This is a genomic window from Pseudarthrobacter sp. NamE2, assembly GCF_005796205.1.
GTDB lineage: Bacteria > Actinomycetota > Actinomycetes > Actinomycetales > Micrococcaceae > Arthrobacter.
In genome coordinates this window covers 295,459-318,263 of sequence record NZ_VAHN01000001.1, presented here as the reverse complement: position 1 = coordinate 318,263, position 22,805 = coordinate 295,459, and the positions used below count along the sequence as shown (strand labels likewise).

The following is a 22,805-nucleotide window of genomic DNA, read 5'->3' as shown; positions in this document are numbered from 1 at the left end:
GGATGACTGACAAGTACGCCCAGTTGGTAAACCAGGGCATCGGCCGGAACGTTGCCAGGAAGCTGGGCCTGCCGCGGCCGGCGGTCCTTCGCAGGTACCGGCCAGGACAAGCCCTGGTCACCGGACCGGTTGTGGTCCAGGGGGACTCTGCGGCTGCCGATAAGCTCGCCGCCGAACTGCTCACCTGGGACCTCGACGTCCGGCGGCACGCCGTCCCGCGGGAAAAGCTTGGCGCCATCATCCTCGTGCTGGACGAGGTGGCCCACCCGGAAGACCTGGAAAGGCCGGTCCTCGCCGCAGCAGGTTCCCTGCGCGACCTGGATGCCGGTGCCCGGGTTATCACGGTCTCCCGGCCTGCGGCTGAAGCCGGTACGCCCGCAGCCGCTGCCGCCCGGCAGGGGGTGGACGGATTCCTGCGCTCGCTGGCCAAGGAACTCCGGGCGGGGGCCACGGGGAACGGCGTCCTCCTCGCCGAAGGCGTGGAGGTGTCCAGCCCGTCAGCACTGGCAGCAGTCCGCTTCTTCCTGTCCGGCCGGTCAGCCTTCGTGGACGGCCAGTTCCTGACGGTGTCGGGCAACGGCGGGAGCCTTCCCGACGACACCGGCAGGCCCCTGGCGGGCAAGATCGCCGCCGTAACGGGCGCAGCACGGGGAATTGGCGCTGACATCGCCCGCACCCTCCACCGCGACGGCGCCACGGTCATCCTTGTGGACCTTCCCGCAGCCGGTGACCATCTGGCGGCTGTGGCCAATGAGGTCAAGGGAACCGCCCTGCAACTGGACATCAGCCGGGAAGACGCCGGCAGGAAGATCATGGAACACGCGGTCCAGCGGCACGGACGGCTGGACGTCATGGTCCATAACGCAGGCATCACCCGCGACAAGCTGCTCGTTAACATGGACCAAGCGCGCTGGCACCCGGTGATCAACATCAACATCGCCGCGCAACTGCGCATCAACGAGGCGCTCCTGGCATCCGAACACTTTGGACCCGCTCCGCGTATTGTTTCTGTTGCGTCCACCAGCGGCATTGCCGGCAACAGGGGGCAAACCAACTATGCCGCGTCCAAGGGGGGAGTCATGGGAATGGTCCGTGCCACCGCACCGCTTATCGCCCGGGCCGGGGGTTCCATCAACGCCGTCGCCCCGGGGTTCATCGAGACCGAGATGACTGCACGGATACCGTTCGCGCTTCGGGAAATAGCCCGCCGCGCAAATTCACTGCAGCAGGGCGGCAGGCCAGGGGACGTTGCGGAAGCCATCGCGTTCCTGGCGAGTGATGCCGCCGGTGGGATCAACGGTGAAGTGCTGCGGGTCTGCGGGCAGAACATGGTGGGCGCATGATCCCCGTACAGCCGGTCATCCTCGGCGACATGCCGTCGTTGTCCAAGCTGTACGTCAATGCAGCGGCGCAGGCCGCCCGGCGCAGGCTGCTGGGAGCCCAGGGCTCGGCGGTCCTTCCGGCGGAAAACCATGAAGTACGCGGAGTCACCGCTGATGTCGCCAACCTGACCGCCTACCAGCACCTGTTGGGGGAGACTGCCAGCGATGTCCTGCCGGCCGGTTTCCTCCACGCCCTGGCTTTTCCCGTTGCCATGAGCGTGATGAACCGGGATGACTTTCCGCTTCCGCTGCTGGGCATGATCCACCTGCGCAACAGCGTGGAGCAGCGCTCGCCGGTGCTCTTCACCGACGCCCTGGACATCACGGCAGGGGTTGAGAACCTCCGGGGGCACCGCGTCGGAACGCAGGTGGACGTGGTGGCCGAGGTCCGCCTGGCAGGGAAGGAGGACCTCGCCTGGCGCGGTATTTCCACGTACCTGGCCAAGGGCGTGTTCCTGCCGGGGATCGACAAGCCGTCGGCCGGTTCCGCCAAGGCAGAGTTTGTGGCGCCGGATCCCACCGCCGTGTGGCAGCTGGGGGTCGACACGGGACGGGCCTACGCGGCAGTCTCCGGCGACTTCAATCCAATCCACCTCAGCGTACTGTCGGCGCGGGCCTTGGGACTGCGCAGCTCCATCGCCCACGGCATGTACCTTGCATCCCGGGCGCTCGCGGACGTGGGGTCCGTCCGTGGCGGGTCCTTCATCTGGGACGTGGAGTTTGATGCCCCGGCGTTCCTGCCCTGCCGGGTGGCGCTTGGGATCAGCAGCGAGGAGGGCGGTTCCGGCGCCTGGGAGCGTTCACGTTTCGTGGCCTGGAACCCGCGCTCGGGCCGGCGCCACTTCAGCGGTACTGTTGCCGCCCTTTAGTGCCCTGAACCAGCCGCAACCCAGGCAGGCGGGGAAGGACAATTCAGGAGGACGGACGGACGGCACGCAGGATGCGGTGCAGGCTGAGCAGGATTGATTCCGACGCCGGTACGGTCCCCTGCGCTGCCTGCCGGCCGGCGGTGGCAGCCATGCAGGCTTCCACCGCCGCCTGGGCTGCGTCATACCGCTGCCGCTGCACTTGCTCATCGCCGTCAAGATACGAGTGCAGCAATTCGCCGGTGGCAGTCATGGCGTCTGCCAGCGGGCCGCTGTCCTGCACTGGTAGCGCATAGGGAACGCCGCTCACCCAGATGACGTCCGAGAGGACGTCCGTCATGTCCTGGATGTGGAACGTCACCCGTTCCAGCTCGCGCAGGTTGCGGTAGTCATGATCCAGGTCCCGGGGATGGAACCTGCGGCGCGGGTTCGCCCTGCGGCTGGCATCCGCTTCCTTCACCAGGTGGCGGACCGAGCGGGCAGCCGAGGACAGCTCATCCGAGCGCCGGGACCATTCCTCGTGTTCCGGCGGCCATTCCTCCTTCAGCGCAGTACCCATGTCCGTCAGCTGTCTCCCAAGCGCCCGGCGCAGATCGTCCAGGCTCGCCGCAGCCGCGTTCAGGTGCAGCGGAGGGAAGAGCAGGAAGTTCACAGCGATGCCTACGGCAACACCGGCGCCCATCTGCACAAGATACCCAAAGGAAAAATCGTCCGCGTTACTGCCGCCGACCAGGAGGACCAGCAGCGCCGCCGTCGGGATCCAGTCACTGCCTGAACCTATGCCGGGCAGCCCGCCCAGTAATACTCCGATGCCCATAAAGACCGCCACCGTCAAGGGTGAAGGGTCCGTGATGTTCACCAGAAGTACAGCGAGCCCGATCCCCACCGCGAGGCCGGCGAGCGCTTGAAGGCCCTGCCTAACAGAATCGGCCACATTGTGGTACATCGCCACCAGTGCCCCCAGGGGCGCGTAGTAGGCGTAGTGGGCAGCAGCCCCCGGCATCAGCGGCGCGATCATGAACGCCAACCCGGCTGCGGCCGCCGCCTTGGCGGCGAGCTGAAGCCGCTGGGCGGCGAAAGCGGCTGTCAGTCCGGCCGCCGCGCGGTTCAAAACATGGGTCCCCTTGGCCCACTGGACTGCCGGACGTGCGTCAGAATTACCCACCGGACCCACCTTAGGCCGCCTTTCGCGTGAGGCCAAAGGCGCTGGTCAGGCCGGTGGGCTAAGGGAAACTACGCCAGCGCGGCCGCAGCACGCCGGACCTCGGCTGCCAACCGGTGTGCCCTTCCGGGGGTGCGGCCTTCCTCTGCCCGCCGCGGTATGTAACCGAACGAGAGCGAATAGGCGGGATCGGCGAAACCAAGGGCGGCGTTGGCGCCTTCGTGGCCAAACGCGCGGTGGCTGCCGAAGTTCCGCGAAGGGTGCGGCTTCATAAACACGACGGCGAACGCGTTGTCGAGCCCGGACGAACGGTCCAGGCCCCAGACCTGCTCCCGTGCCATCACGTCAATGGTTTCTGCCGTCAGGAATGGAGGGTCGCCCTGGACGCCGGTGGTGGCTGCAGCGTACAGCCTGGCCAGTCCGTCAGCCGAGCCGACGCCTCCGGCAGCGGACATCCCCGCGGCACGGACGCTGCGGATGTTGGGGAGTTCCATGACGGTGCTGACGGGCGCATTGCTGTTCAGGCCCTCCAGGCTCAGCGGATCTACCCAAGGTTGATCCGTAGCGGATTCGTACAGAACGTCGCGGTACCGCGGTTCGAGTTCGGCGGGCAGGCCCAGGAAAAAGTCGACGTCCTCCGGCTTGCGGATGCGTCGTTCGTAAAGGCTTTGCAGCGTCTCTCCGGCTGTCCGGCGGCACAGCTCCTCCATGATGATGCCGATGGTCAACGCGTGATAGCCGAACTGCGTGCCCGGTGGCCACGTGGATTTCAGTGCAGCCAGGCGCGCCGCGGCTGCGGGCGTGGTGAATTCGTCAAGGCCGAAGCCGCCCTCGATGCCCATCAGGCCGGCCTGGTGCGAAAGCGCCTCCCGAACCAGCAGCCGGTCCTTGCCGTGCACACCGAACTCGGGCCAGTACCGTACTACCGGACGGTCCAAATCCAGCAGTCCGTCCTGGACCAGCAGCGCTATTACCATGGCGGCCACACCCTTGGAACAGGAGTAGGCGCCGGTCAGGGTGTCCGTGGCCATGTCCGGACCGCCCGTCAGGGCCAGCACCTGCTCCCCCTGGTGGTAGGCGGCCACCTGCGCGCTGTAACCGGGGTCCTCTGCGACGAAGGTTGCGAAGAGGTCCAGGACGTTTTCGTATCCGGCCGCTACATGGCCGTAAGTAGTCTGCACCGGACCAGTCTAGGAGGAAAACGTTTTCCGCCGCTAGGTATGGAGCTTATTCCGCTCCGTGTCCCGGCGCGACTTCCTCCCCGGGCTTCACCGGACCGGGCGGCGTCCCGTCGCCAAACGGCCGGCCGCCCAGGCGTTCCCGGCCATGGTCCTCAAGCCAGCCGCCCAGGCTGGGCCCGGCAGGGACGATTCCGGTGGGATTGATGTCCTCGTGGACGATGTAGTAGTGCTGCTTGATTTGGACGAAGTCGATGGTGTCGCCGAATCCGGGCGTCTGGAACAGGTCCCTGGCGTAGCCCCAGAGGGCGGGCATCTCGCTGAGCTTCTGCCGGTTGCATTTGAAGTGCCCGTGGTAGACGGCGTCGAACCTGGCCAGGGTGGTGAACAACCGGACATCGGCTTCGGTGATGGTGTCACCCACCAGGTAGCGCTGGCGGGAAAGCCGGTCTTCCAGCCAGTCCAGCGCTGCCCACAACCGTTCATACGCGGCGTCGTATGCTTCCTGGGATCCTGCGAAGCCGCGCCGGTACACGCCATTGTTGACTTCGGTGAACACGCGCTTGCTGATTGCGTCAATCTCGTCCCTCAGGTGTTCGGGGTAGAGCAGGGGCGCGCCGGGTCGATGGAACTGCGTCCACTCGGTTGAAAAGTCGAGGGTGATTTGCGGGAAGTTGTTGGTTACAACCTCACCGCTGGCCACGTCCACAATGGCCGGGACGGTGATACCGCGCGGGTACCCGGGGAAGCGCTTGAAGTAGGCCTGCTGCAGGCGTTCTATGCCCAGGACAGGGTCCACTCCGCCGGGATCAAGGTCGAAGGTCCAGGACCGGGCATCGTGGGTGGGACCGGGCTGGCCCAAGGAGATCGCATCCTCCAGGCCAAGCAGGCGGCGGACAATGACGGTCCTGTTGGCCCAGGGGCACGCCCGGGCTGCGATAAGGCGGTAGCGGCCGGCCTCCACCGTCCAGCCAGGCTCCCCGTTAGGGCCCGGCATCCCGTCCCGGGTGATGCGGTCCTCGATGTAGCTGGTGTCGCGGGTGAACTCCGCACCGCCGGTGACATAAGCGCCACGGGTGCTGTGTTCAGGTGTCCTGTCATCAGTGGCCTGCTGGATGCTGTCCGTTTCCTGGCTCATGGCCTTAGCCTAGACGCCGCGGGCAAGGATCGTGGAGACGGGCTGCAGGGCGACCACCCATGAACCGGTGACGAATGCCGCAAAAAGGACGATCCATACGACGGAGGGCACCGCCGTTGCGCGGTAGAGGAGATAGGCGTCGGAGGTCGCAAGCCGCTCCCTCCTGTAGAGGTGCACGTGGGCGAGTTTTATGACGTCCCGCACCGCCGCGACCAGCAGCGCCAAACCCAGTATCACCGCAGCATGACCCACAAATTCGCCGGGCACCAGCAGGATCAGGGCAAGGGTGCCGGCAATGGCCAGGGCGGTTATGGCGAAGCCTGCCAGGTTCCGGAGGAAGAGCAGTGACGCGGCCAGAACCAGGACGCTTCCGCCGAAGGCGGCCGGCCCCCAGCCGTTGAAGCCGCATGCCACAAAGACGGCACCCACAACCGCCGGAACAGGATAACCCCAAAAGCAGGACCAGGCGGCAGCCGCCCTGCTGCGGCTGTAAGTTGTGGTGGTCCCTGAGTGATCGAACCGGAGCCGGATCCCGGACAAGCGTTGCCCGCTGGTGACGGCTGCAAAGGCGTGGCCAAGTTCATGGACCACGGTGGCCAGGAGACCGAAGTACCTCCAGGAGCGGTGTGGGATGGAGAGGGCGGCTGCAACCAGCACCGCGAGTACGAGCTCCGTCACGGTGATGGCCGGAGGTTCGGCACGGGAAAGTGATTCAGCCATTGCTTGGAAGACGTCGCCGGGCAGGTCGTTCATGCGCCACATCGGGAACGCGTCCGAATTTTCTTAACCATGAACGTCAACCGTAGCGGGGGCAGCTGCAGGTTGGCTTAAAGCGGAAAGGCACGCTGGCGTGCAGCGTGCCTTCGATCCGCCGGTGCCGTAGATTTGTCCGGAGCACCTGGAGAGGAATTTTGTCCTAGCCCTCGCACTCTGTGCAGTAGCTGTGCCCGTCCTTTTGGCGGGCGATCTGGGACCGGTGACGGACCAGGAAGCAGGAGTAGCAGGTGAATTCGTCTTCGGCCTGCGGAATGACCTGCACCACGAGTTCCTCGGCCACGAATTCGCCGCCGGGGACGCCGGCGCCGTCAAGCCCGTCAGCCTCGTCCAGCTCAAGGACTACACTGCGTGCGTCGGGAGCGTTTGCGGACTGAAGCTGCTCGAGGGAGTTGTCCTGCGATTCCTTGACGTCGGAACGCAGTTCATCGTAATCGGTTGCCACTTTAGGTGTTTCTCTTTTCTTTGGTTCGCCTGTCGGGTATGAAACGTACAGCATCCGGCGGGTATTCCCCAATAGGCGGAGTATATTTGCCGCTGCCTGGGTATAGGTTCTGGGAGGCGGCCACCCGGCTTGTGACCCCGGCGTGGCTGCACGAGCAGCGGAGGCAGGCGGATCCAACGCGGTCTCCGCCCGATCGAAGGGGCGTTTGTGGAGCAGCTGACTGCAGAGTTCGGCGGTGCCGGCCAGGTTGGCATCGGGGTAGGGCCTGTGCTGGAAAAGTTCGAGGACGTGTCCAGGATCGTCGTGCTGCGCGGGGGCGGGCTGGGCGACCTGATTTTCGCCATCCCCGCCATGGCGGCGCTGAAGGCCGCGTATCCCGGGGCAACCCTGACCCTGCTGGGCACGCCTATCCATAAGGCGCTGCTGGCGGCGGTGAAAAGTCCTGTTGACGAGGTGCAGGTCCTTCCCTATGCCGAAGGCGTGCGGCCCGGCACGGAGGACCCGGAGGCCCTGGAACGGTTCTTCGAGGAGATGCGGGCCCGCCGGTTCGACCTCGCGGTCCAGGTGCACGGGGGCGGGCGCTATTCGAACCCGTTCCTTTTGCGGCTGGGCGCCCGCCACACCGTGGGCACCCGTACGGCGGATGCTGCCAGCCTGGAACGGACCATCCCGTACATCTATTACCAGAACGAGCCGTTGCGGGCCGTGGAGGTGGCCGGGTTCGCCGGGGCTGACCCTGTTGACCTCGAGGCCCGGCTTGAGCCCGTTGCGGGGCTGCAGGAAGGCATCCCGGCAGCTGACGGCGGCGGCCAACCGCTTGTGGTGATCCACCCGGGCGCCACGGACCCCCGCCGTCGTTGGCCCGTGGAACGCTTCGCGGAACTGTCAGCCGCTTGTGCTGCCGACGGGTGCCAGGTGCTGGTGGTCGGGGACAAGAGCGAAGAGGACCTGGCGGAGCGCATCGCCGGCCTTGCAGGTTCCGCCAATGTCACTTCCGTGGCCGGGCAGCTGGATATGGCGGGCCTGGTTAACCTGTTGGCCAAGGCAGCCGTTGTAGTTGGCAATGACAGCGGTCCCCGTCACCTTGCCCAGGCCCTCGGCGTTCCCACCGTCGGCGTTTTCTGGTTGGGCAACGTCATCAACGCCGGAGCGCTCGGCAGGAGCCTTCACCGCATCCATGCCTCGTGGGTCACGGCGTGCCCTACCTGCGGGATCGATGTCACGCAGGTGGGCTGGACGGCGCCCCGTTGTTCCCACGACGACTCCGTAGTGGCAGATGTGGCAGTCCGGGACGTTTATGAGGACGTCCGAAGCCTCATCGCCACCGGCGCCGGCAGGCAGGACCCATGAGCCGCACGGGAGATCTTCACAAAGGCGAAGACCGCCTGATAGACGGAAAGCCCGAACTGCTAGTTCTGCGTGCGCTTAAGCTGGGGGACCTGCTGGTGGCAGTGCCCGCCCTCAAAGCACTCCGGCGGGAGTTTCCCGGGCACCGCCTGAGGTACGCCGCCCAGGGATGGCTGTCTGAGGCGTTGGGGCTCGTGGGCGGCTATGAACTGCTGCCCACACACGGCCTTGACGAGCCGCTCGCCATGGATCCGGGGGCGGTGGACGTCGCCGTCAACCTGCACGGCAGCGGCCCGGAAAGCGCGGGCAGGGTTGCGGCGCTTGAGGCCCGGCGCACGATCGGACACAAGAGCGACTTCTTCGACGGGCCACCATGGCGGCCAGAGCTGCACGAGCGGGAACGGTGGGTCCGCCTCCTCGAATGGCACGGCATCGAGGCCGACCCCCTGGACGTACACCTGGAGCGTCCGCATGTTCCCAGCCCGGTTCCGGGCGCCACGGTTCTGCACGTTGGGGCAGCGTACGGAAGCCGCCTGTGGCCGGCTGACCGATTTGCCGCCGTTGCCAGGGAGCTGGACCAGGCAGGCCACCACGTTGTCTTTACAGGAGGAGCTTCGGAAAAGGACCGGGCGGCGGAAGTGTGCCGGCTGGCAGGATTGCCGGATGAGGCAGTACTCGCATCCAGGCTGGGATTGGCCGAGTTTGCTGCGACGATTGCCGATGCGAAGGTGGTTGTTTCCGCGGACACCGGCGCAGCGCATCTGGCGTCGGCCTACGGAACACCATCGGTGGTGCTCTTTGGCCCTGCCCCGCCCGAGATCTGGGGACCGCCCCCGGGGCCGCACACCGTATTGACGTACGCTGAACTGCGTCTGGGTGAGACGTTCGCGGACCGGCCCGATCCGGCGCTCCTGGCGGTGACGGTACCGGACGTCATGGCAGCGGTACGGGGCCTGGGGTTGCTGTGACCGGAGCCAGGTGCCGCGACAGTTTCCACAGGCCCTCCCGGGAATGACGGCCAGGTCATAAAATTGGCCCATGGACACTGAGATGGGAATCTACTTGGTGTTGATGACAGCGCTGCTGTGGATGGTGGTGACGTTTGCCATCCTGTCCGCCATTGACCGGCCGGAAAGAAAGGCCAGGCGGCAGGAGCGGCGGGAAAACCGGACGGGCAACCGCCGGCGCAAGGTGGACTACCAGTCCGCCGCCGCGGGGTCGAGTCCGGAGCCGCAGGACCGGCACCCCCGGACACGGCGGCTGCGTCCGCACTAGCGCGGCGGCAGCTTCGCGTTTGCCACCACGAACGGCCACGCGGAAGGACCGGAGGTCCTCGCGAAGGCAGCAATGGCCTGCGCTATCTTTCGTCCGCCCTGTTCCGACGGCTCAATCGGGTTGGCATAGTCCCCGTCCTCGGAACAAATGAGCCGGAGGTCCACCACCGCCTGGCCACGTGTAAATGCTGCCCTGGTGATGGCGTCGTTGAAGAGGCACAGGGCTGCTTTGACCACAGGCTGTTGCGGACCGGATGGGGGAGTGTCGTAAATGGTGCATACGGCGGCGGGGAGGCCAATAGCTGTAACGGCGTCCAGCATGGCGTAGTACTCCTCCGCGAACCGTCTCTGTGCTGCAGCCAGGAGCAGGAGGGCATGGGCAACGGTCTCCGGGCGTTCCTGCAGCAAGGAGCCATACCCCAGGGCGTCGTTGCCGCCGACGCTGACTACGAGGTGCGTTGCATTCTGTGGCAATGCGCCCAACTGCCGCTGGACGCCCGCTATCACGTCGCCGTCGACGGCCAACAGCGAGCACTGCCAGCCGCCCAGTTCGTGCCTGAGCTGGGAGACGACGTCGGGGCTGCCGCCCACGTAGGCGGCATTGTCAAAGATGGAATCACCGAGCAGCACCACATGGCCCGGGACATTTCCCTCCGGCGCGACTTCCTCCATGCGCCTATCGTGCCGTGCCCGCCGCTGCGTTACCAGTGTGGCAAGAAATGAATTGCGGTTATCGATCAGCCTGGCGCAGGCCGGCAGAAGCAGGTTGGCACAAGAAAGGCCGGGAAGATTGATGATCTTCCAGGCCTTTTTCCTGTGTGCGCGGAGGGGGACTTGAACCCCACTCCCGGCGTGTCGTGATCAAGAAAAATCGCTAGATTACGGGCTTTTTGTTACACCTTGACCCGCCTCACACACCGCAAATTACAGTCGTTCAAGCACGCCAACCACGCCACACCTGCACTCGTGCGGCTTGCTCCAGAGCGGCTAACGTACACCCCCTATGCCCCGTGGGCCGCCGTCACGTCCTCTCGCGGATAGGAGTACGAGTACATCGTTTTCTCCGAAGGAGCAACAGAATGGCAATGACCGGTATGGACCAACTTTTCACGCCAGAAGAACTCGCTGAGCGCTTGGGCGTGTCCCTGCAAATGGTGCGGAAAATGTACTACACCAACGCTTGGCCTCACTTGCGGCTCAATAAGCGCACCATCCGCTTCACCGTAAGTCACTACGAACAGATCATCGCAATGAGCGAACGGCGGCCCACTACAGAGATTCGCAAAACTTCATCGGCTCAAAAGGCGGCTGAGTTGGCCGAACTGCTGGGAAGAAGAAGGTCAGCGCAGATACTGCCGCATCCATGCACGGAATAGCTTCACTAGACCTTGAGAGCGCCCGTCTCAACAACGGTTAGGCCAAGCAGGGTTCCGAGGAAGAACGGTAGCGTCCGAGCAGACCAGATGTCCGTGTACACGGCCCTGGAGGGCGTGGACGACCGGTGGTGGTCACAGAACCCGGAGCGCCAAGTCTTCGTCGTGACCGAGATCAGCAGGGATGAGAACAAGATGCTGGCTGTGACGTTCTCCACCAAGTACGGCATTGAGCGCACCCACTTGGTTTGGCGTGCCCGCCGCTTCATCGTGGCCGTACAGAAGGAGAAGGCATGACCGTCGTCCGCGTGAGGGCTCCGGCGCATCCCGACGACTCCAAGAGCCTCTTCACCCTGCCCAGGTAGCTGGACGCAGTCCTGCACTGAGAACCCCGGAGCCCGGCGGAACCAAGGGCTCTATCTACACTGCCTCAACATCAGCCGTCTGGGCCTCCGCCTGATCAGTGGTTCTGACTTCCGTCTGCGGACGCCGCCGGTCTTTCGCCAGGGCGATCAACAAGGTCAGGACGGTGACCGTCCAGGCAAGCCCGGTAAGGAACACCAGGCCGATCGCCACTAAGGGGTGCATGCCGAAAGTCTAGGACGGTACGGTCGGGAGAACCGGCCGAAACCCCGCACGGAAGGACCTGGGGCACGACAGGCTCGTCGCCTTGTGCGGTGAAGTGGGCGGTTAGGGGACGGCAGGGGCGATTTCAACAATCGCCTCGACTTCCACTGCGAACCCAAGTGGAAGGGAACTGACTCCAATAGCCGACCGGGCGGGCAGCCGCTCCTTGCCGAAAGCGGTAGCGAGCACTTCGGTGGAGCCATTGGCAACAAGATGGTGCTCAGAGAACTCGGGCGTACTGTTCACAAAAACGAGGACCTTCAGAACACGGTTGACTCGGTCCAGTCCGCCGATGTGGTCGCGCACACTGCCGAGCAGGGCAAGCATGACGGCCTGCGCAGCCTCCTTTCCTTCCGCTGTGGTGAGGTCCGCTCCCAGCTTGCCGCGATGGATCGGCTCTCCGTCCGCGAACGCCCCATGCCCGGAAACATAAAGGACGTCCCCGCGCTGCGCGACGAGCGCAAAGGTTCCAACCAGCGGGTGCGGCGGCGGCAACGTCAAGCCCGCCCCGGCGAGCTTCTGCTCTGGCGTCATAGGGTCATCCCACAGCGAATTTCAGGAGAAGGAGAAGGCCAGTGTCCTTGTTCCGGAAAGTCAGTCTCCCGTGTCTGCAGATGGAGCAATGAAGGTAGCTCACGCGGTGAGGCTACTCCAGTCATGTCTTCCGCGGAAGTTCCAGTCGAAGATGTCGCGCACCCGCGGTAGCTTCACGGCATGCAGGCGAGTTTAGCCGGGGCTTCGCTGCCGGGTTTATGCAACGCCCTGATCAGACGAACCAGCTGTGCGTTGGCGCAGGCGAGGTTGCACTGCCAGTCGCCTTGAATAACTCAATTCCTTGGTTGCATACATGAACGCCGAGCCACAAATCCTGGATTACCTTTGGGCCTTCAATCTGTGTTTGGCCTGGAGTCGCGCAGAAACCAAGAGCGCGCATGACGCAATGCGAGGTACAGTCTCCGCACCGCCTTCGAAGACGCCTCCGTGCCGACATCCTGGAACGACCCCATCCCGCCCCGGTAGAGGCTACTTAGAGCGTCTGAGGCGGCCTCCCGGAGCGCCCGACGGTTTGCAATGCCGACGAACTGTCCGTCGAGCCAGTCGGCGGCTTGGGTCCTCGGCTTGTCCTGCTCCGATTGGGCAACCGCGCGCAGCTCGGCAGTTGCCGCAACTATTTCGTCACGGACAGCTTCGACAGTTCGGGGTTTGCCACTCATAGCTGCATCCTATGTGGTGCCTCCATTGCCCGGTAAAGCACTAGACGACGGCGCCGTTATTGAGCCGCAGCCGGACGGAGCGGCGGGGGACCCCCCGGGCCCACCAGGCGATTATCAGCCCAGCTGTGGCGGCACCGCCCGCGTACACCCAAGGCGAGGACCATGACCCTTCGGGCGTGGGGATGGCAAAGGCAACCACGACGGCAATCACGGCCAGAACGACCTCCACGGCCGACTGTAGGGGTCGGGCCCGGTACTCAGGGTAGGCCAGCCGGACCAGGGAAATGATCGGGAGCAGGAACAGGCCTAGGCTGGGGATCGGGTGAATGATGTTCAGCGTGTAGATCGTCATGCCCAGCAGCAGCCCCAGAAACTTCAGCACCTGCACTGCAGGGAGCGGGTTCTCCGGCGTCCACCGGCCCAGGAGCAGGCCCCAGGCCGGCAGACCCAGCAGCCAGCCGCCACACCACCACCCGACGTCACATGGTTGGAAACGTGGTTCACGTGGTTGGAGACACAAAAAAACCCCGGTTTCCCGGGGTTTTTCCTGTGCGCGGAGGGGGACTTGAACCCCCACCCCCTTGCGAGGACTAGCACCTCAAGCTAGCGCGTCTGCCATTCCGCCACCCGCGCAGATGGTATTCCGGAGCCGTTCACACCCTTCGGTGTTTCGCGCCTCTCCGAAGCAGCGAGAAAAACTCTAACACGACTTCTCGTGAACAACGAATCGGGCCATGTGGGTAGGCTGGGGACAGCGATTTCGCGCGAGCCAACCGGTTATCACCAGACGAGGAGCCCTCCATGCCTGACGTCCTGCCCGAGGATGAAGTTGTCCGGATCTGCCAGGAGCTCATTCGGATCGACACCTCGAATTACGGCGACGGTTCCGGCCCGGGGGAGCGTGCCGCTGCAGAGTACGTCGCCGGCCTGATCGAGGAAGTCGGCATGGAGGCGGATATTTTCGAGTCCGAACCGGGACGGGCAAACGTGGTGACCCGCATGGCCGGCGAAGACCCGTCCGCCAGCGCCCTGGTGGTCCATGGCCACCTGGACGTGGTTCCCGCCCTTCGGGACCAGTGGTCCGTTGACCCCTTCGGCGCCGAACTGAAGGACGGACTCATCTGGGGCCGCGGTGCCGTCGACATGAAGGACATGGACGCCATGATCCTGGCCGTCCTGCGCAGCTTCGCCCGGTCGGGGACAAAGCCCAAGCGGGACATCATTTTCGCCTTCTTCGCCGACGAGGAAGCCGGCGGCGCCCTGGGGGCCCGCTACGCCGTCGACAAGCGGCCCGAACTCTTCGAAGGCGCCACCGAGGCCATCTCCGAGGTGGGTGGCTTCTCCGCCACTATCGGCGGGCAGCGCACCTACCTCCTGCAGACCGCAGAAAAGGGCATCTCCTGGCTCCGGCTCGTGGCGCACGGCCGGGCAGGCCACGGCTCCCAGATCAGCACCGACAACGCGATCACGCGGCTCGCTGCGGCGGTCACACGCATCGGCGAATACAAGTGGCCCATCGAACTGACGCCCACCACCCGCCAGTTCCTGGACGGCGTGACGGAACTCACGGGAATCGAGTTCGACGCCGACAACCCGGACCGCCTGCTGGACCAGCTGGGCACTGTATCGCGTTTCGTTGGCGCCACCCTGCAGAACACCACCAACCCCACCCTGCTCAAGGGCGGATACAAGCACAACGTGATCCCCGAATCCGCCGAGGCCCTGGTCGACTGCCGTACCCTCCCCGGCCAGGAGCAACACGTCCTGGAAATCGTCCGGGAACTCGCCGGAACCGGCGTGAACGTGAGCTACGTGCATAAGGACGTTTCCCTCGAGGTGCCGTTCGCCGGCAACCTGGTGGACTCCATGATCGACGCCCTCCACAAGGAAGACCCCGGCGCCCGGGTCCTGCCCTACACGCTCTCGGGCGGGACGGACAACAAGTCCCTTAGCCGGCTGGGCATCACCGGCTACGGTTTCGCACCCCTGATGCTGCCGGACGACCTCGACTTCACCGGCATGTTCCACGGCGTCGATGAGCGCGTTCCCGCCGACTCCCTCAAATTCGGTGCCCGGGTCCTGAACACCCTGCTCACCAACTACTGACCGGAACGCCCATGACCCCCGACGACGTCCTGCCGGACGCGCTGCTGGAACGGATCCGCAGCCGCGCTGCCGGCTACGACCGGGACAACTCCTTCTTCCACGAGGATCTGGAGGAGTTGACGGAGGCCGGTTACCTCAAGTTGTTTGTCCCGGCGTCCGACGGCGGCATGGGCTTTGGCCTCGAAGCGGCGGCGCAGTGCCAGCGGAGGCTGGCAACGGCCGCCCCGGCCACTGCCTTGGCCGTCAACATGCACCTGGTATGGACCGGCGTCGCCCACGTCCTGAAAGCCCGCGGCGACGACTCACTGGACTTTGTGCTCAAGGAAGCGGCCGGGGGAGAAATCTTCGCGTTCGGCAATTCTGAAGCGGGCAACGACGCTGTACTGTTTGACTCCCGCACCACCGCCGTGCCTTTGCCCGACGGCGGATACACCTTCACCGGCACCAAGATCTTCACCAGCCTTTCCCCGGTTTGGACGCGCCTGGGCATCTTCGGAAAGGACCCGGATGCCCGGGACGGCAATGGTGAACTGGTGCATGGTTTCATCACCCGGGCAACAGGCGGCTACCGCATCCTGGACGACTGGGACACCCTCGGCATGCGGGCAAGCCAGTCCGCCACCACGGTCCTCGAAGAGGTGCAGGTTCCGGCCGACCGCATCTTCCGCAAGCTGCCAGTGGGACCGGGCGCCGACCCGCTGATCTTTGCCATCTTTGCGTGCTTCGAAACGCTGCTCGCCGCGGTTTACACAGGCCTGGGGGAGCGCGCCCTGGCGATAGGCGTGGAAACCGCCAAGAGCCGCAACTCGTTCAAGAACGGCGGACGCAGCTACGCACAGGACCCTGACATCCGCTGGAAGGTTGCCGAGGCCGCCATGGCGATGGACAACCTCTACCCTCAGTTGAAGCTTGTTGCCGCCGACGTTGACGCCCTCGCGGACCACGGCGGCCAGTGGTTTCCAAAATTTGTGGGACTCAAGGTCAACGCCACGGAAACGGCGCGCCGGGTGGTGGATCTCGCCATCCGCGTCAGCGGCGGATCCAGCTACTTCCGCGGCTCGGAACTCGAGCGGCTCTACCGGGATGTGCTCGCCGGAATGTTCCACCCGTCCGACGACGAGTCCGCGCACAACACGGTCGCGAACGCCTGGCTGGGACCGCTCGAGACCTAAACGGTCCGCTGGACCGACATCTCCTAGACGGTCCGCTGGACCTGCATCACCTTGCGACGGAGCCAGAAACGCCGGCCCCCGCCCACATAAAGTCGGCTGCGCTCCAGTTCCCACTTGCCGTACTCGGAATGTTCCACCAGCCGGCGCCGGGCTTCATGCAGGGAATCGTTGGGGCTCACCGTCAGCACGAGGTACTCGTACTGCCTTAAATAATCCCGTTCCCGCTGGACCGAGCTGGTGAGAAATTGTTCCTTCATTGCTCTCCATTTTCGTCCTTTTCCGGCTAACGTGAAGTCATGAGCATCGATCCGCGTGTCGCGCTTTCGTCCCTGACCACCGCTTTGGAAGAACACCTTATAGCAGCATCAAACCGCCGCGGAGATGGTGACCCATCCGTGGAGGCGGCGTTTTTTGCAGTGGCAGACGCGTTCGAGGTTTACGAGGACGCCCTGTACGAGGCCTACAACGAGGTAACCCCGCTGCAGGTCTTTGACGACGAGGACGAAGAGGACGAAGAAAGCGACGTGGACGACGAGGACCTCGAAATCGTCGAGGAATAGCGCCACCGGTCACAACGGAACCTACGCCGCGGACACGTCCTCCAGGGCAAGGGCAATTTCAGGCGGAAGCGGCGTCAGTTGGGCTTCCAGGATTTCCTTCAGCTGCACGGGTGTGCGCGGACCCACAATTGCGGTTGCCACCCCGTGCTGAGAAACCAGCCAACTAAGCGCCACATCGTGCGGGGTCCGGCCCAGGCCCTTTGCCGCCATGCACACAGCCTCGACGGTCCGGGACGGCTTTTCGTCCAGGTATTGCTCCACGTAGGCAGCCCCGGACGAACTCCCACCCCGGGACCCGGCGGGAATGCTGCCCCTGTACTTGCCCGTCAGCACACCCCGGCCCAGGGGCGCCCAAGCCATCAGCCCCATGCCGGCGTCCTCCACCGCGGGAATAAGTTCAGCTTCCGGCCTGCGCTGCAGGAAGGAATACTCAGCCTGCGCAGCTACCAGCGGAAAACCCGCAACTGCTGCCGCCTTGGCGGTCTGCCAGCCGTTAAAGTTCGATATCCCCGCGTACCGCGCCCTGCCCGTACGGACGGCGAATTCCAGGGCTGAAAGCGTTTCGTCGAGAGGGACGTTCCCGTCCCAGGCCTGCGCAAACCAGATGTCCACATAATCTGTGCCCAGCCTCGCCAGGCTCCCCTCCAGGCCGGTGAGCATCGCGTTGCGTGACGTGTCGACGGCGCGCCGCCCGTCCGGCGTCGTCATTCCCGCCTTAGTGGAAATAGTCACCTCGGTGCGCGCCACCACGTCGCCGAGCAGCGCGCCCAGCATGGCCTCGGCCCGTCCATCCGAGTAGGAAGCAGCCGTGTCCACATGCCGTCCGCCGGCATCGAGGAATGTGCGCAGCAGCTCGGAGGCGTCCTGTTCGTCCGTTTCGCCGGCCCAGTGCATAGTGCCAAGCGAGAGGGCCGAAACACGCAATCCACTGTTGCCAACGTAACGCTGCTGCATAGCAGCAAGCTTACGGCCAGAACCACCAGTACCCATGCCGTAGGGTCTTAGCGTGAACTGGTTTGAGGCGGCCCTGCTGGGCCTTGTGCAGGGACTGACCGAATTTCTACCCATTTCTTCAAGCGCACACCTGCGCATCCTTGGGCAGTTCCTGCCCAATGCCGAGGATCCGGGAGCAGCTTTCACCGCCATCACCCAACTGGGTACCGAGACCGCCGTCCTGGTCTACTTCTGGCGGGACATCGTCCGGATCGTGAAGGCCTGGACCGGGTCCCTGGCGGGGAAAGTGCCGCGGCAGGATCCCGACGCGCGGATGGGCTGGCTGGTGATCCTTGGCAGCCTGCCGATCATCGTGCTGGGCCTCCTTTTCCAGGACCAGATTGAGTCAGTTCTCCGGAGCATGTGGATCGTGGCCACCATGCTCATCGTTTTCGGCCTGCTCCTTGCAGTCGCGGACGCTGTCGGCAGGCAGGAGCGCGACCTCAGCCGGCTGACCTACAAGCACGGCGTCCTGTACGGTTTCGCCCAGGCCATGGCCCTGATCCCCGGTGTGTCCCGGTCCGGCGGCACCATCACCGCCGGCCTCCTGATGGGGTACACCCGGGAGGCGGCTGCCCGGTATTCCTTCCTGCTGGCCATCCCGGCCGTGTTCGGCAGCGGGTTCTACCAGCTTTACAAAGTAGTATCCAAGGAAGGCATCACGGGCCCTTATGGCCTGCCCGAGACCGCCCTGGCCACGGCCATCGCCTTTGTGGTGGGCTACATCATCATCGGCTGGTTCCTGAAGTTTGTGTCCACCCGCAGCTACCGCCTGTTCGTGTGGTACCGGATTTTCCTCGGCTTGGCGCTGTACCTGCTCCTTGGTTTCGGCGTCATCAGCGCCTAGCACTAGGCTTGGTCTGTGAAATCCTGGTCTTCCCGCCCCGTTCCTGCCCTGCCCGGAAGCATGCCTGCCATCCGGCTGTTCGACACCGCAGCGGGCCGCGAGGTGGAATTAGAGCCTGAAACCCGGCCGTCCATGTACGTCTGCGGCATCACTCCGTACGACGCCACCCACATGGGACACGCCGCCAGCTATGTGGCGTTCGATGTACTGAACCGGGCCTGGCGCGACGCCGGTAAGGACGTTTCGTACGTCCAGAACGTCACGGACGTGGACGATCCGCTGCTGGAACGCGCAACCGCCACCGGCGTGGACTGGCAGGAGCTCGCTGCGAGCCAGGTTGAGCTGTTCCAGACGGACATGGAGGCCCTCAACGTCCTCTCCCCGGACCACTACATCGGCGCCGTGGAATCCATCGGCCTGATCGTTCCCGAGGTGGAGCGCCTGGTCAGCCTCGGGCTGGCGTACAAGGTGGCGGGCAGCAACGGAGAGCCGGACGGGGATGTCTATTACGACGTCGAAGCGGCGGGCAAGCAGTCAGTGGCACCGGGTGCATGGTCCCTCGGAAGCATCTCCGGGCTGTCGGAAAGCGAGATGCTGGAACTTTTTGCCGAACGCGGCGGGGATCCGGGACGGCCGGGCAAGCGCCAGGCGCTGGATCCGCTGCTGTGGCGGGTGGCGCGGGAGGGTGAGCCGAGCTGGCCTGGCGGCAGCCTCGGCGACGGCCGGCCGGGCTGGCACATCGAATGCACCGTTATTGCGCAGAAGTACCTGCCATCGCCCTTCACGGTCCAGGGCGGCGGCTCAGACCTGATCTTTCCGCACCACGAAATGGGTGCCGGGCACGCCTACTCGCTCGCCGGGGTTCCGCTGGCCAGGCACTTTGCCCATGCGGGCATGGTGGGCCTGCACGGCGAAAAGATGAGCAAGTCCAAGGGGAACCTGGTGCTGGTTTCCAAACTGCGGGCAGCAGGGGAGGACCCCGCGGCCATTCGGCTGGCCATCCTTGCCCACCACTACCGCTCGGACTGGTCCTGGACAGATGAAGGGTTTGCAGCGGCCAAGGCAGACCTCGCCTCCTGGCGCCGGGCGCTTGGGCACGCTCCGGAGCACTCCGCAGGGCCGCTGGTCGAGGAGATGCGCGCCGCGCTGGCGGCCGACCTCGACGCTCCGGCGGCCGTCGCCGCAGTGTCGCGGTGGGCACGGTCAGCGAACGACGGCGGTGCTGCCGCCAGCGCGTCTGACCGGGCCCTGGTAAAGGACGCGGTGGACGCCCTCCTGGGCATCCGTCTCTAGAGTTTTTCTTTCGGCGGCTTAACAAAAGAGGGCCTGGCCGGGATCCATCCCGGCCAGGCCCTCTTCTGTCTACGTCAGGGCCGGTCCTGTCCCCGCCGCTTGAGGTAGCGCTCGAACTCACGTGCGATCGACTCGCCGGTGGCCTCTGGCAGGTCTGCGGTGTCCTTGGCCTCTTCCAACTGGCGGACATACGCTGCGATCTCCGGGTCCTCGGTGGCCAGTTCGTCCACCCCCCGTTCCCAGGCGTCGGCTTCCTCTGCCAGTTCGTGCGTGTCCAGCGGGACCTGGAGCAACTCCTCGATCCGGTGCAGCAAGGCCAGCTGGGCCTTGGGGGAGGGGGCCTGCGCCACATAGTGCGGCACCGCAGCCCAGAGCGAGACCGTGGGAATTCCGGCCAGCAGCGCCACCTCGGACAGGACTCCGACGATCCCCACGGGACCTTCGTACTGCGACGCTTCCAGGTTCATGCGTTCCCGCAGGGGGGCATCGTCCGATGAGGTGCTGACCGGGATGGGCCTGCTGTGCGGCACGTCGGCGAGCAGAGCGCCAACCAGCACCACGTAATCAACGTTCAGCGCCTCCGCGTGCACCAGCAGCTCCGCGGTGTAGGCCCGCCATTTGTAGGACGGTTCCGTGCCTTGGACGAAGATAACGTCCACGTTGGAGTTGGGTGCACTCGCTTTGTAAATCCGGGTGGACGGCCACTTGATCTTGCGTTCCCCGGCGGCGTTCCGGCGGACCGTCGGCCGGGTGAACTGGAAGTCGTAGTATTCGTCGGCGTCGATGGACGCCACCTTTTTGCCGCCCCACAGCTTGTTCAAGTAACGCAGCGAATCGCTGGCCGCTTCACCGGCGTCGTTCCAGCCTTCAAAGGCGGCTAGCATCACGGTCACGCGCTGCCCCTCAGCCACAGGCTGCAGGAACCGTTCCCGCTCGGGCCGGGCGCCCGGTGCGTCAGTGTCTCCCTCGAAGCTATTCATTTCTTCACCCTACGTCCAAGGTGCTTCCCTGCGCATGACATGAAGCAGCGCAAATGCCCCAAAACGGTCCCTGCTGCGTTACCCGTCACGGATTCGCCAACGGCGTAAGCCTTCAGGGTCCTGCCAGCAACTCCCCGTAGACTGGGGACATGCAGCCGCCAGCTTCCAGTTCCCCGCTCAAAGCCGTCCTCTGGGACATGGACGGGACCATCGTGGACACCGAACCTTACTGGATTGCCGCCGAGCGCGCCCTCGTTGAAGCCCATGGCGGCTCATGGTCGCACGAGCAGGCCATGCAGCTGGTGGGCCAGGCACTGACGTTCTCGGCCGGGCTCCTGCAGAAAGCCGGCGTGCGGATGGAGATCAGGGACATCATCGACACCCTCACGGCGCAGGTCATCAACAGTGTCAGGCAGCAGGTTCCCTGGCGGCCGGGCGCGCGGGAACTGCTGGAAGAGCTCCACGGAGCCGGCGTGCGCTGCGCCCTGGTCACCATGTCCGAAGGGCCCCTCGCGCGGCAGGTAGTGGACAGCCTGCCCCGGCAATACTTTGAAGTATTGGTCACGGGCGACACTGTGTCCCGGGGCAAGCCGCACCCGGAGGCTTACCTTACAGCGGTGGAGCGGCTGCAGGAAACGGACCCGCAGCTGGGCATCGGGGACTGCGTGGCGCTGGAAGACTCTGCCCCAGGCGTTGCGGCCGCAGTGGCCTCCGGGGTAACCACCGTGGCTGTGCCCCACATCGTTCCCTTGCCGCAGGACAGCCGGTACACCCTGTGGGAGAGCCTGTCCGGCCGTTCCGTTGCCGATCTGGAAGCACTGCTCCCCGCACCGGCACGCGGGGCGGGGTTGGAAGAGGAGCCGGCGGCCGCCGTCGGACACTCCCGTGACTGAAGCCCCCGCGCCCGTCCGCCGTGAAGGCATACCCCTGGGCAAAATAGCCGGGGTGCCGGTGGTGCTCGCCTACTCGTGGTTCATCATCGCCGCGTTCACCGTGATGGTGTACGGTCCGGTCCTGGGCCGGCAGAACCCCGCCCTTGGCATCAGCGCCTACGTCGTGGCGTTCGCCTACGCAGTGCTGCTCCTTATTTCAGTGCTGGTCCACGAGCTCGCACATGCGCTCACGGCCCGGATCTACGGATGGCCGACACAGAAGATCGTCCTCAACCTGTGGGGCGGGCACACCCAGTTCGAGAGCTTCACGGCGTCGCCCGGCAGGTCGGTGCTGGTGGCGATGGCCGGGCCCGCGGCAAACTTCGCCCTGGCGGGTGGTGCCTGGCTGGTGCTCACTTCGGTTCCGATGGGAAGCGTCGCCGAAATCCTCACCAACATCTTTATGTGGGCCAACTTCCTGATCGCCGTGTTCAACGTCCTGCCCGGGCTCCCGCTCGACGGCGGCCGGCTCGTGGAGTCCGCCGTGTGGAAAGCCACCGGGAGCCAGGCCAAGGGAACGGTTGCCGCCGGCTGGGGCGGCAGGATCATTGTCGTCGCTATCGCGTTCTGGTTTATCCTCCGTCCGCTGCTTGCCGGCGGCGCACCCGACTTCAGCCTGGTGATGATCACCGTCCTGGTGGGCGGGTTCCTCTGGATGGGTGCCTCGGCCTCCATCCAGCAAGGGACGCTCCGCAGCCGCCTCCCGCTGGTGAGCGCAGCGGCCCTGTCCACGCCCGCCGTCGGCCTTCCGGCAACAGCGTCAGTGCAGGAAGCGCTCCAGCACGGCGCTGGCCAAACCGCCGTGGTGGTGTACGGGCCGGACCGGCGGCCGCAGGCCGTGGTGGATCCGGCAGCCGTCGCATCCGTTCCGGCGGGCGTGGCACACTCCACCCCCATCACGGCTGTGTCCTTTGCCCTGGCCCCCGGTGCCTACGTCCCTGAATGGGCAAAAGGGCAGGAGCTCATTACGTTCCTGTCACAGCTGGCCGGGCGGCACTACGCAGTGGTGGACCATAACGGCATCGTGACCGGGCTGCTGTCCCAGGACGCCGTGCTGGCGGCGATAACAGGGAAACGACAACGGCCGGATGGGCGGCCGCAGGGCCACAACCGGTAGAGTTACCTGCCGGTGCGCACGGCCG

26 protein-coding genes and 1 tRNA gene are annotated in these 22,805 nt (G+C 65.2%); 14 read left to right on the top strand and 13 right to left on the bottom strand.

Annotation, left to right across the window (positions count from 1 at the left end):
- Positions 1–2 precede the first annotated feature (2 nt).
- Positions 3–1,343: a 3-oxoacyl-ACP reductase gene (locus FDW83_RS01535; protein WP_138135846.1), complete on the top strand. Its 1,341-nt coding sequence runs from the start codon at positions 3–5 to the stop codon at positions 1,341–1,343.
- Positions 1,340–2,251 carry a MaoC/PaaZ C-terminal domain-containing protein gene (locus FDW83_RS01530; RefSeq protein ID WP_138135845.1) on the top strand — a complete coding sequence of 304 codons (912 nt, stop codon included), beginning with the start codon at positions 1,340–1,342 and terminating at the stop codon, positions 2,249–2,251. Before FDW83_RS01535 ends, FDW83_RS01530 begins: the two co-directional genes overlap by 4 nt.
- A 43-nt stretch (positions 2,252–2,294) precedes the next feature.
- On the opposite strand, the gene FDW83_RS01525 is transcribed toward FDW83_RS01530, so the two are convergent.
- The 5 genes from FDW83_RS01525 to FDW83_RS01505 form a co-directional block, all read right to left on the bottom strand.
- Positions 2,295–3,413: an FUSC family protein gene (locus FDW83_RS01525; protein WP_240720798.1), complete on the bottom strand. Its 1,119-nt coding sequence runs from the start codon at positions 3,411–3,413 to the stop codon at positions 2,295–2,297.
- Positions 3,414–3,481: 68 nt separating this feature from the next.
- Entirely contained in the window at positions 3,482–4,591 is a 1,110-nt protein-coding gene (locus FDW83_RS01520) for a serine hydrolase domain-containing protein (protein WP_138135844.1), read from the bottom strand.
- A 46-nt stretch (positions 4,592–4,637) separates the two neighbouring features.
- Positions 4,638–5,726: a glutathione S-transferase family protein gene (locus tag FDW83_RS01515; RefSeq protein ID WP_138135843.1), complete on the bottom strand. Its 1,089-nt coding sequence runs from the start codon at positions 5,724–5,726 to the stop codon at positions 4,638–4,640.
- Positions 5,727–5,735: 9 nt separating this feature from the next.
- Entirely contained in the window at positions 5,736–6,479 is a 744-nt protein-coding gene (locus FDW83_RS01510) for a M50 family metallopeptidase (protein ID WP_138136102.1), read from the bottom strand.
- Positions 6,480–6,642: 163 nt separating this feature from the next.
- Positions 6,643–6,945 (bottom strand): DUF4193 domain-containing protein, encoded by a 303-nt coding sequence (locus tag FDW83_RS01505; protein WP_066275770.1) that lies wholly within the window; start codon positions 6,943–6,945, stop codon positions 6,643–6,645.
- Positions 6,946–7,152: 207 nt separating this feature from the next.
- Here FDW83_RS01505 and FDW83_RS01500 point away from each other — a divergent pair, with 207 nt between their 5' ends.
- The 3 genes from FDW83_RS01500 to FDW83_RS01490 all read left to right on the top strand — a co-directional run bounded on the left by FDW83_RS01500 (position 7,153) and on the right by FDW83_RS01490 (position 9,567).
- Entirely contained in the window at positions 7,153–8,295 is a 1,143-nt protein-coding gene (locus tag FDW83_RS01500) for a glycosyltransferase family 9 protein (RefSeq protein ID WP_138135842.1), read from the top strand.
- Positions 8,292–9,260 (top strand): glycosyltransferase family 9 protein, encoded by a 969-nt coding sequence (locus tag FDW83_RS01495; protein ID WP_138135841.1) that lies wholly within the window; start codon positions 8,292–8,294, stop codon positions 9,258–9,260. The genes FDW83_RS01500 and FDW83_RS01495 overlap by 4 nt, the downstream gene beginning before the upstream one ends.
- A gap of 70 nt (positions 9,261–9,330) precedes the next feature.
- Complete coding sequence (locus tag FDW83_RS01490; protein ID WP_138135840.1) at positions 9,331–9,567, top strand: hypothetical protein; 237 nt, start codon at positions 9,331–9,333, stop codon at positions 9,565–9,567.
- Here the strand turns inward: FDW83_RS01490 and FDW83_RS01485 are convergent.
- A complete protein-coding gene (locus FDW83_RS01485; protein WP_138135839.1) occupies positions 9,564–10,238 on the bottom strand; it encodes an SGNH/GDSL hydrolase family protein in 675 nt (224 codons plus the stop codon). The genes FDW83_RS01490 and FDW83_RS01485 overlap by 4 nt on opposite strands.
- A gap of 407 nt (positions 10,239–10,645) precedes the next feature.
- On the opposite strand from FDW83_RS01485, the gene FDW83_RS01480 reads away from it, so the two are divergent.
- Positions 10,646–10,942 (top strand): hypothetical protein, encoded by a 297-nt coding sequence (locus FDW83_RS01480; RefSeq protein ID WP_138135838.1) that lies wholly within the window; start codon positions 10,646–10,648, stop codon positions 10,940–10,942.
- A gap of 87 nt (positions 10,943–11,029) precedes the next feature.
- On the top strand, positions 11,030–11,236 hold the full coding sequence (locus tag FDW83_RS01475; RefSeq protein WP_138135837.1) for a hypothetical protein: 207 nt from the start codon (positions 11,030–11,032) through the stop codon (positions 11,234–11,236).
- A gap of 123 nt (positions 11,237–11,359) precedes the next feature.
- On the opposite strand, the gene FDW83_RS19040 is transcribed toward FDW83_RS01475, so the two are convergent.
- The 4 genes from FDW83_RS19040 to FDW83_RS01460 form a co-directional block, all read right to left on the bottom strand.
- On the bottom strand, positions 11,360–11,527 hold the full coding sequence (locus FDW83_RS19040; protein ID WP_171027406.1) for a hypothetical protein: 168 nt from the start codon (positions 11,525–11,527) through the stop codon (positions 11,360–11,362).
- A 102-nt stretch (positions 11,528–11,629) separates the two neighbouring features.
- A complete protein-coding gene (locus FDW83_RS01470) occupies positions 11,630–12,100 on the bottom strand; it encodes a RidA family protein (protein WP_138135836.1) in 471 nt (156 codons plus the stop codon).
- Between the two features lie 720 nt (positions 12,101–12,820).
- On the bottom strand, positions 12,821–13,162 hold the full coding sequence (locus FDW83_RS01465) for a hypothetical protein (RefSeq protein ID WP_138135835.1): 342 nt from the start codon (positions 13,160–13,162) through the stop codon (positions 12,821–12,823).
- A 168-nt stretch (positions 13,163–13,330) separates the two neighbouring features.
- A tRNA-Leu gene (locus tag FDW83_RS01460) sits at positions 13,331–13,413 on the bottom strand.
- A gap of 168 nt (positions 13,414–13,581) precedes the next feature.
- Between FDW83_RS01460 and FDW83_RS01455 the strand changes: the two genes are divergently transcribed.
- Entirely contained in the window at positions 13,582–14,886 is a 1,305-nt protein-coding gene (locus FDW83_RS01455; protein WP_138135834.1) for a M20/M25/M40 family metallo-hydrolase, read from the top strand.
- Positions 14,887–14,897: 11 nt separating this feature from the next.
- The gene (locus FDW83_RS01450) at positions 14,898–16,058 is read left to right on the top strand and encodes an acyl-CoA dehydrogenase family protein (protein ID WP_138135833.1); all 1,161 of its coding nucleotides are present in this window, start codon (positions 14,898–14,900) and stop codon (positions 16,056–16,058) included.
- 23 nt (positions 16,059–16,081) lie between these two features.
- On the opposite strand, the gene FDW83_RS01445 is transcribed toward FDW83_RS01450, so the two are convergent.
- Entirely contained in the window at positions 16,082–16,315 is a 234-nt protein-coding gene (locus FDW83_RS01445) for a DUF5703 family protein (protein ID WP_138135832.1), read from the bottom strand.
- A 39-nt stretch (positions 16,316–16,354) separates the two neighbouring features.
- Here FDW83_RS01445 and FDW83_RS01440 point away from each other — a divergent pair, with 39 nt between their 5' ends.
- Positions 16,355–16,618 carry a hypothetical protein gene (locus FDW83_RS01440; RefSeq protein ID WP_013600974.1) on the top strand — a complete coding sequence of 88 codons (264 nt, stop codon included), beginning with the start codon at positions 16,355–16,357 and terminating at the stop codon, positions 16,616–16,618.
- 21 nt (positions 16,619–16,639) lie between these two features.
- On the opposite strand, the gene FDW83_RS01435 is transcribed toward FDW83_RS01440, so the two are convergent.
- Positions 16,640–17,572 carry an aldo/keto reductase gene (locus FDW83_RS01435; protein ID WP_138135831.1) on the bottom strand — a complete coding sequence of 311 codons (933 nt, stop codon included), beginning with the start codon at positions 17,570–17,572 and terminating at the stop codon, positions 16,640–16,642.
- Positions 17,573–17,624: 52 nt separating this feature from the next.
- Here FDW83_RS01435 and FDW83_RS01430 point away from each other — a divergent pair, with 52 nt between their 5' ends.
- On the top strand, positions 17,625–18,458 hold the full coding sequence (locus tag FDW83_RS01430) for an undecaprenyl-diphosphate phosphatase (RefSeq protein WP_138135830.1): 834 nt from the start codon (positions 17,625–17,627) through the stop codon (positions 18,456–18,458).
- A 15-nt stretch (positions 18,459–18,473) separates the two neighbouring features.
- Positions 18,474–19,751, top strand: a complete 1,278-nt coding sequence (mshC, locus tag FDW83_RS01425) for a cysteine--1-D-myo-inosityl 2-amino-2-deoxy-alpha-D-glucopyranoside ligase (protein WP_138135829.1) — start codon at positions 18,474–18,476, stop codon at positions 19,749–19,751.
- Between the two features lie 74 nt (positions 19,752–19,825).
- On the opposite strand, the gene FDW83_RS01420 is transcribed toward mshC, so the two are convergent.
- Positions 19,826–20,731 (bottom strand): PAC2 family protein, encoded by a 906-nt coding sequence (locus FDW83_RS01420; RefSeq protein ID WP_138135828.1) that lies wholly within the window; start codon positions 20,729–20,731, stop codon positions 19,826–19,828.
- Between the two features lie 149 nt (positions 20,732–20,880).
- On the opposite strand from FDW83_RS01420, the gene FDW83_RS01415 reads away from it, so the two are divergent.
- Both FDW83_RS01415 and FDW83_RS01410 read left to right on the top strand, forming a co-directional pair.
- Positions 20,881–21,624: an HAD family phosphatase gene (locus tag FDW83_RS01415; RefSeq protein WP_138135827.1), complete on the top strand. Its 744-nt coding sequence runs from the start codon at positions 20,881–20,883 to the stop codon at positions 21,622–21,624.
- Positions 21,617–22,780, top strand: a complete 1,164-nt coding sequence (locus tag FDW83_RS01410) for a site-2 protease family protein (protein WP_138135826.1) — start codon at positions 21,617–21,619, stop codon at positions 22,778–22,780. The genes FDW83_RS01415 and FDW83_RS01410 overlap by 8 nt, the downstream gene beginning before the upstream one ends.
- Positions 22,781–22,805: the final 25 nt, after the last annotated feature.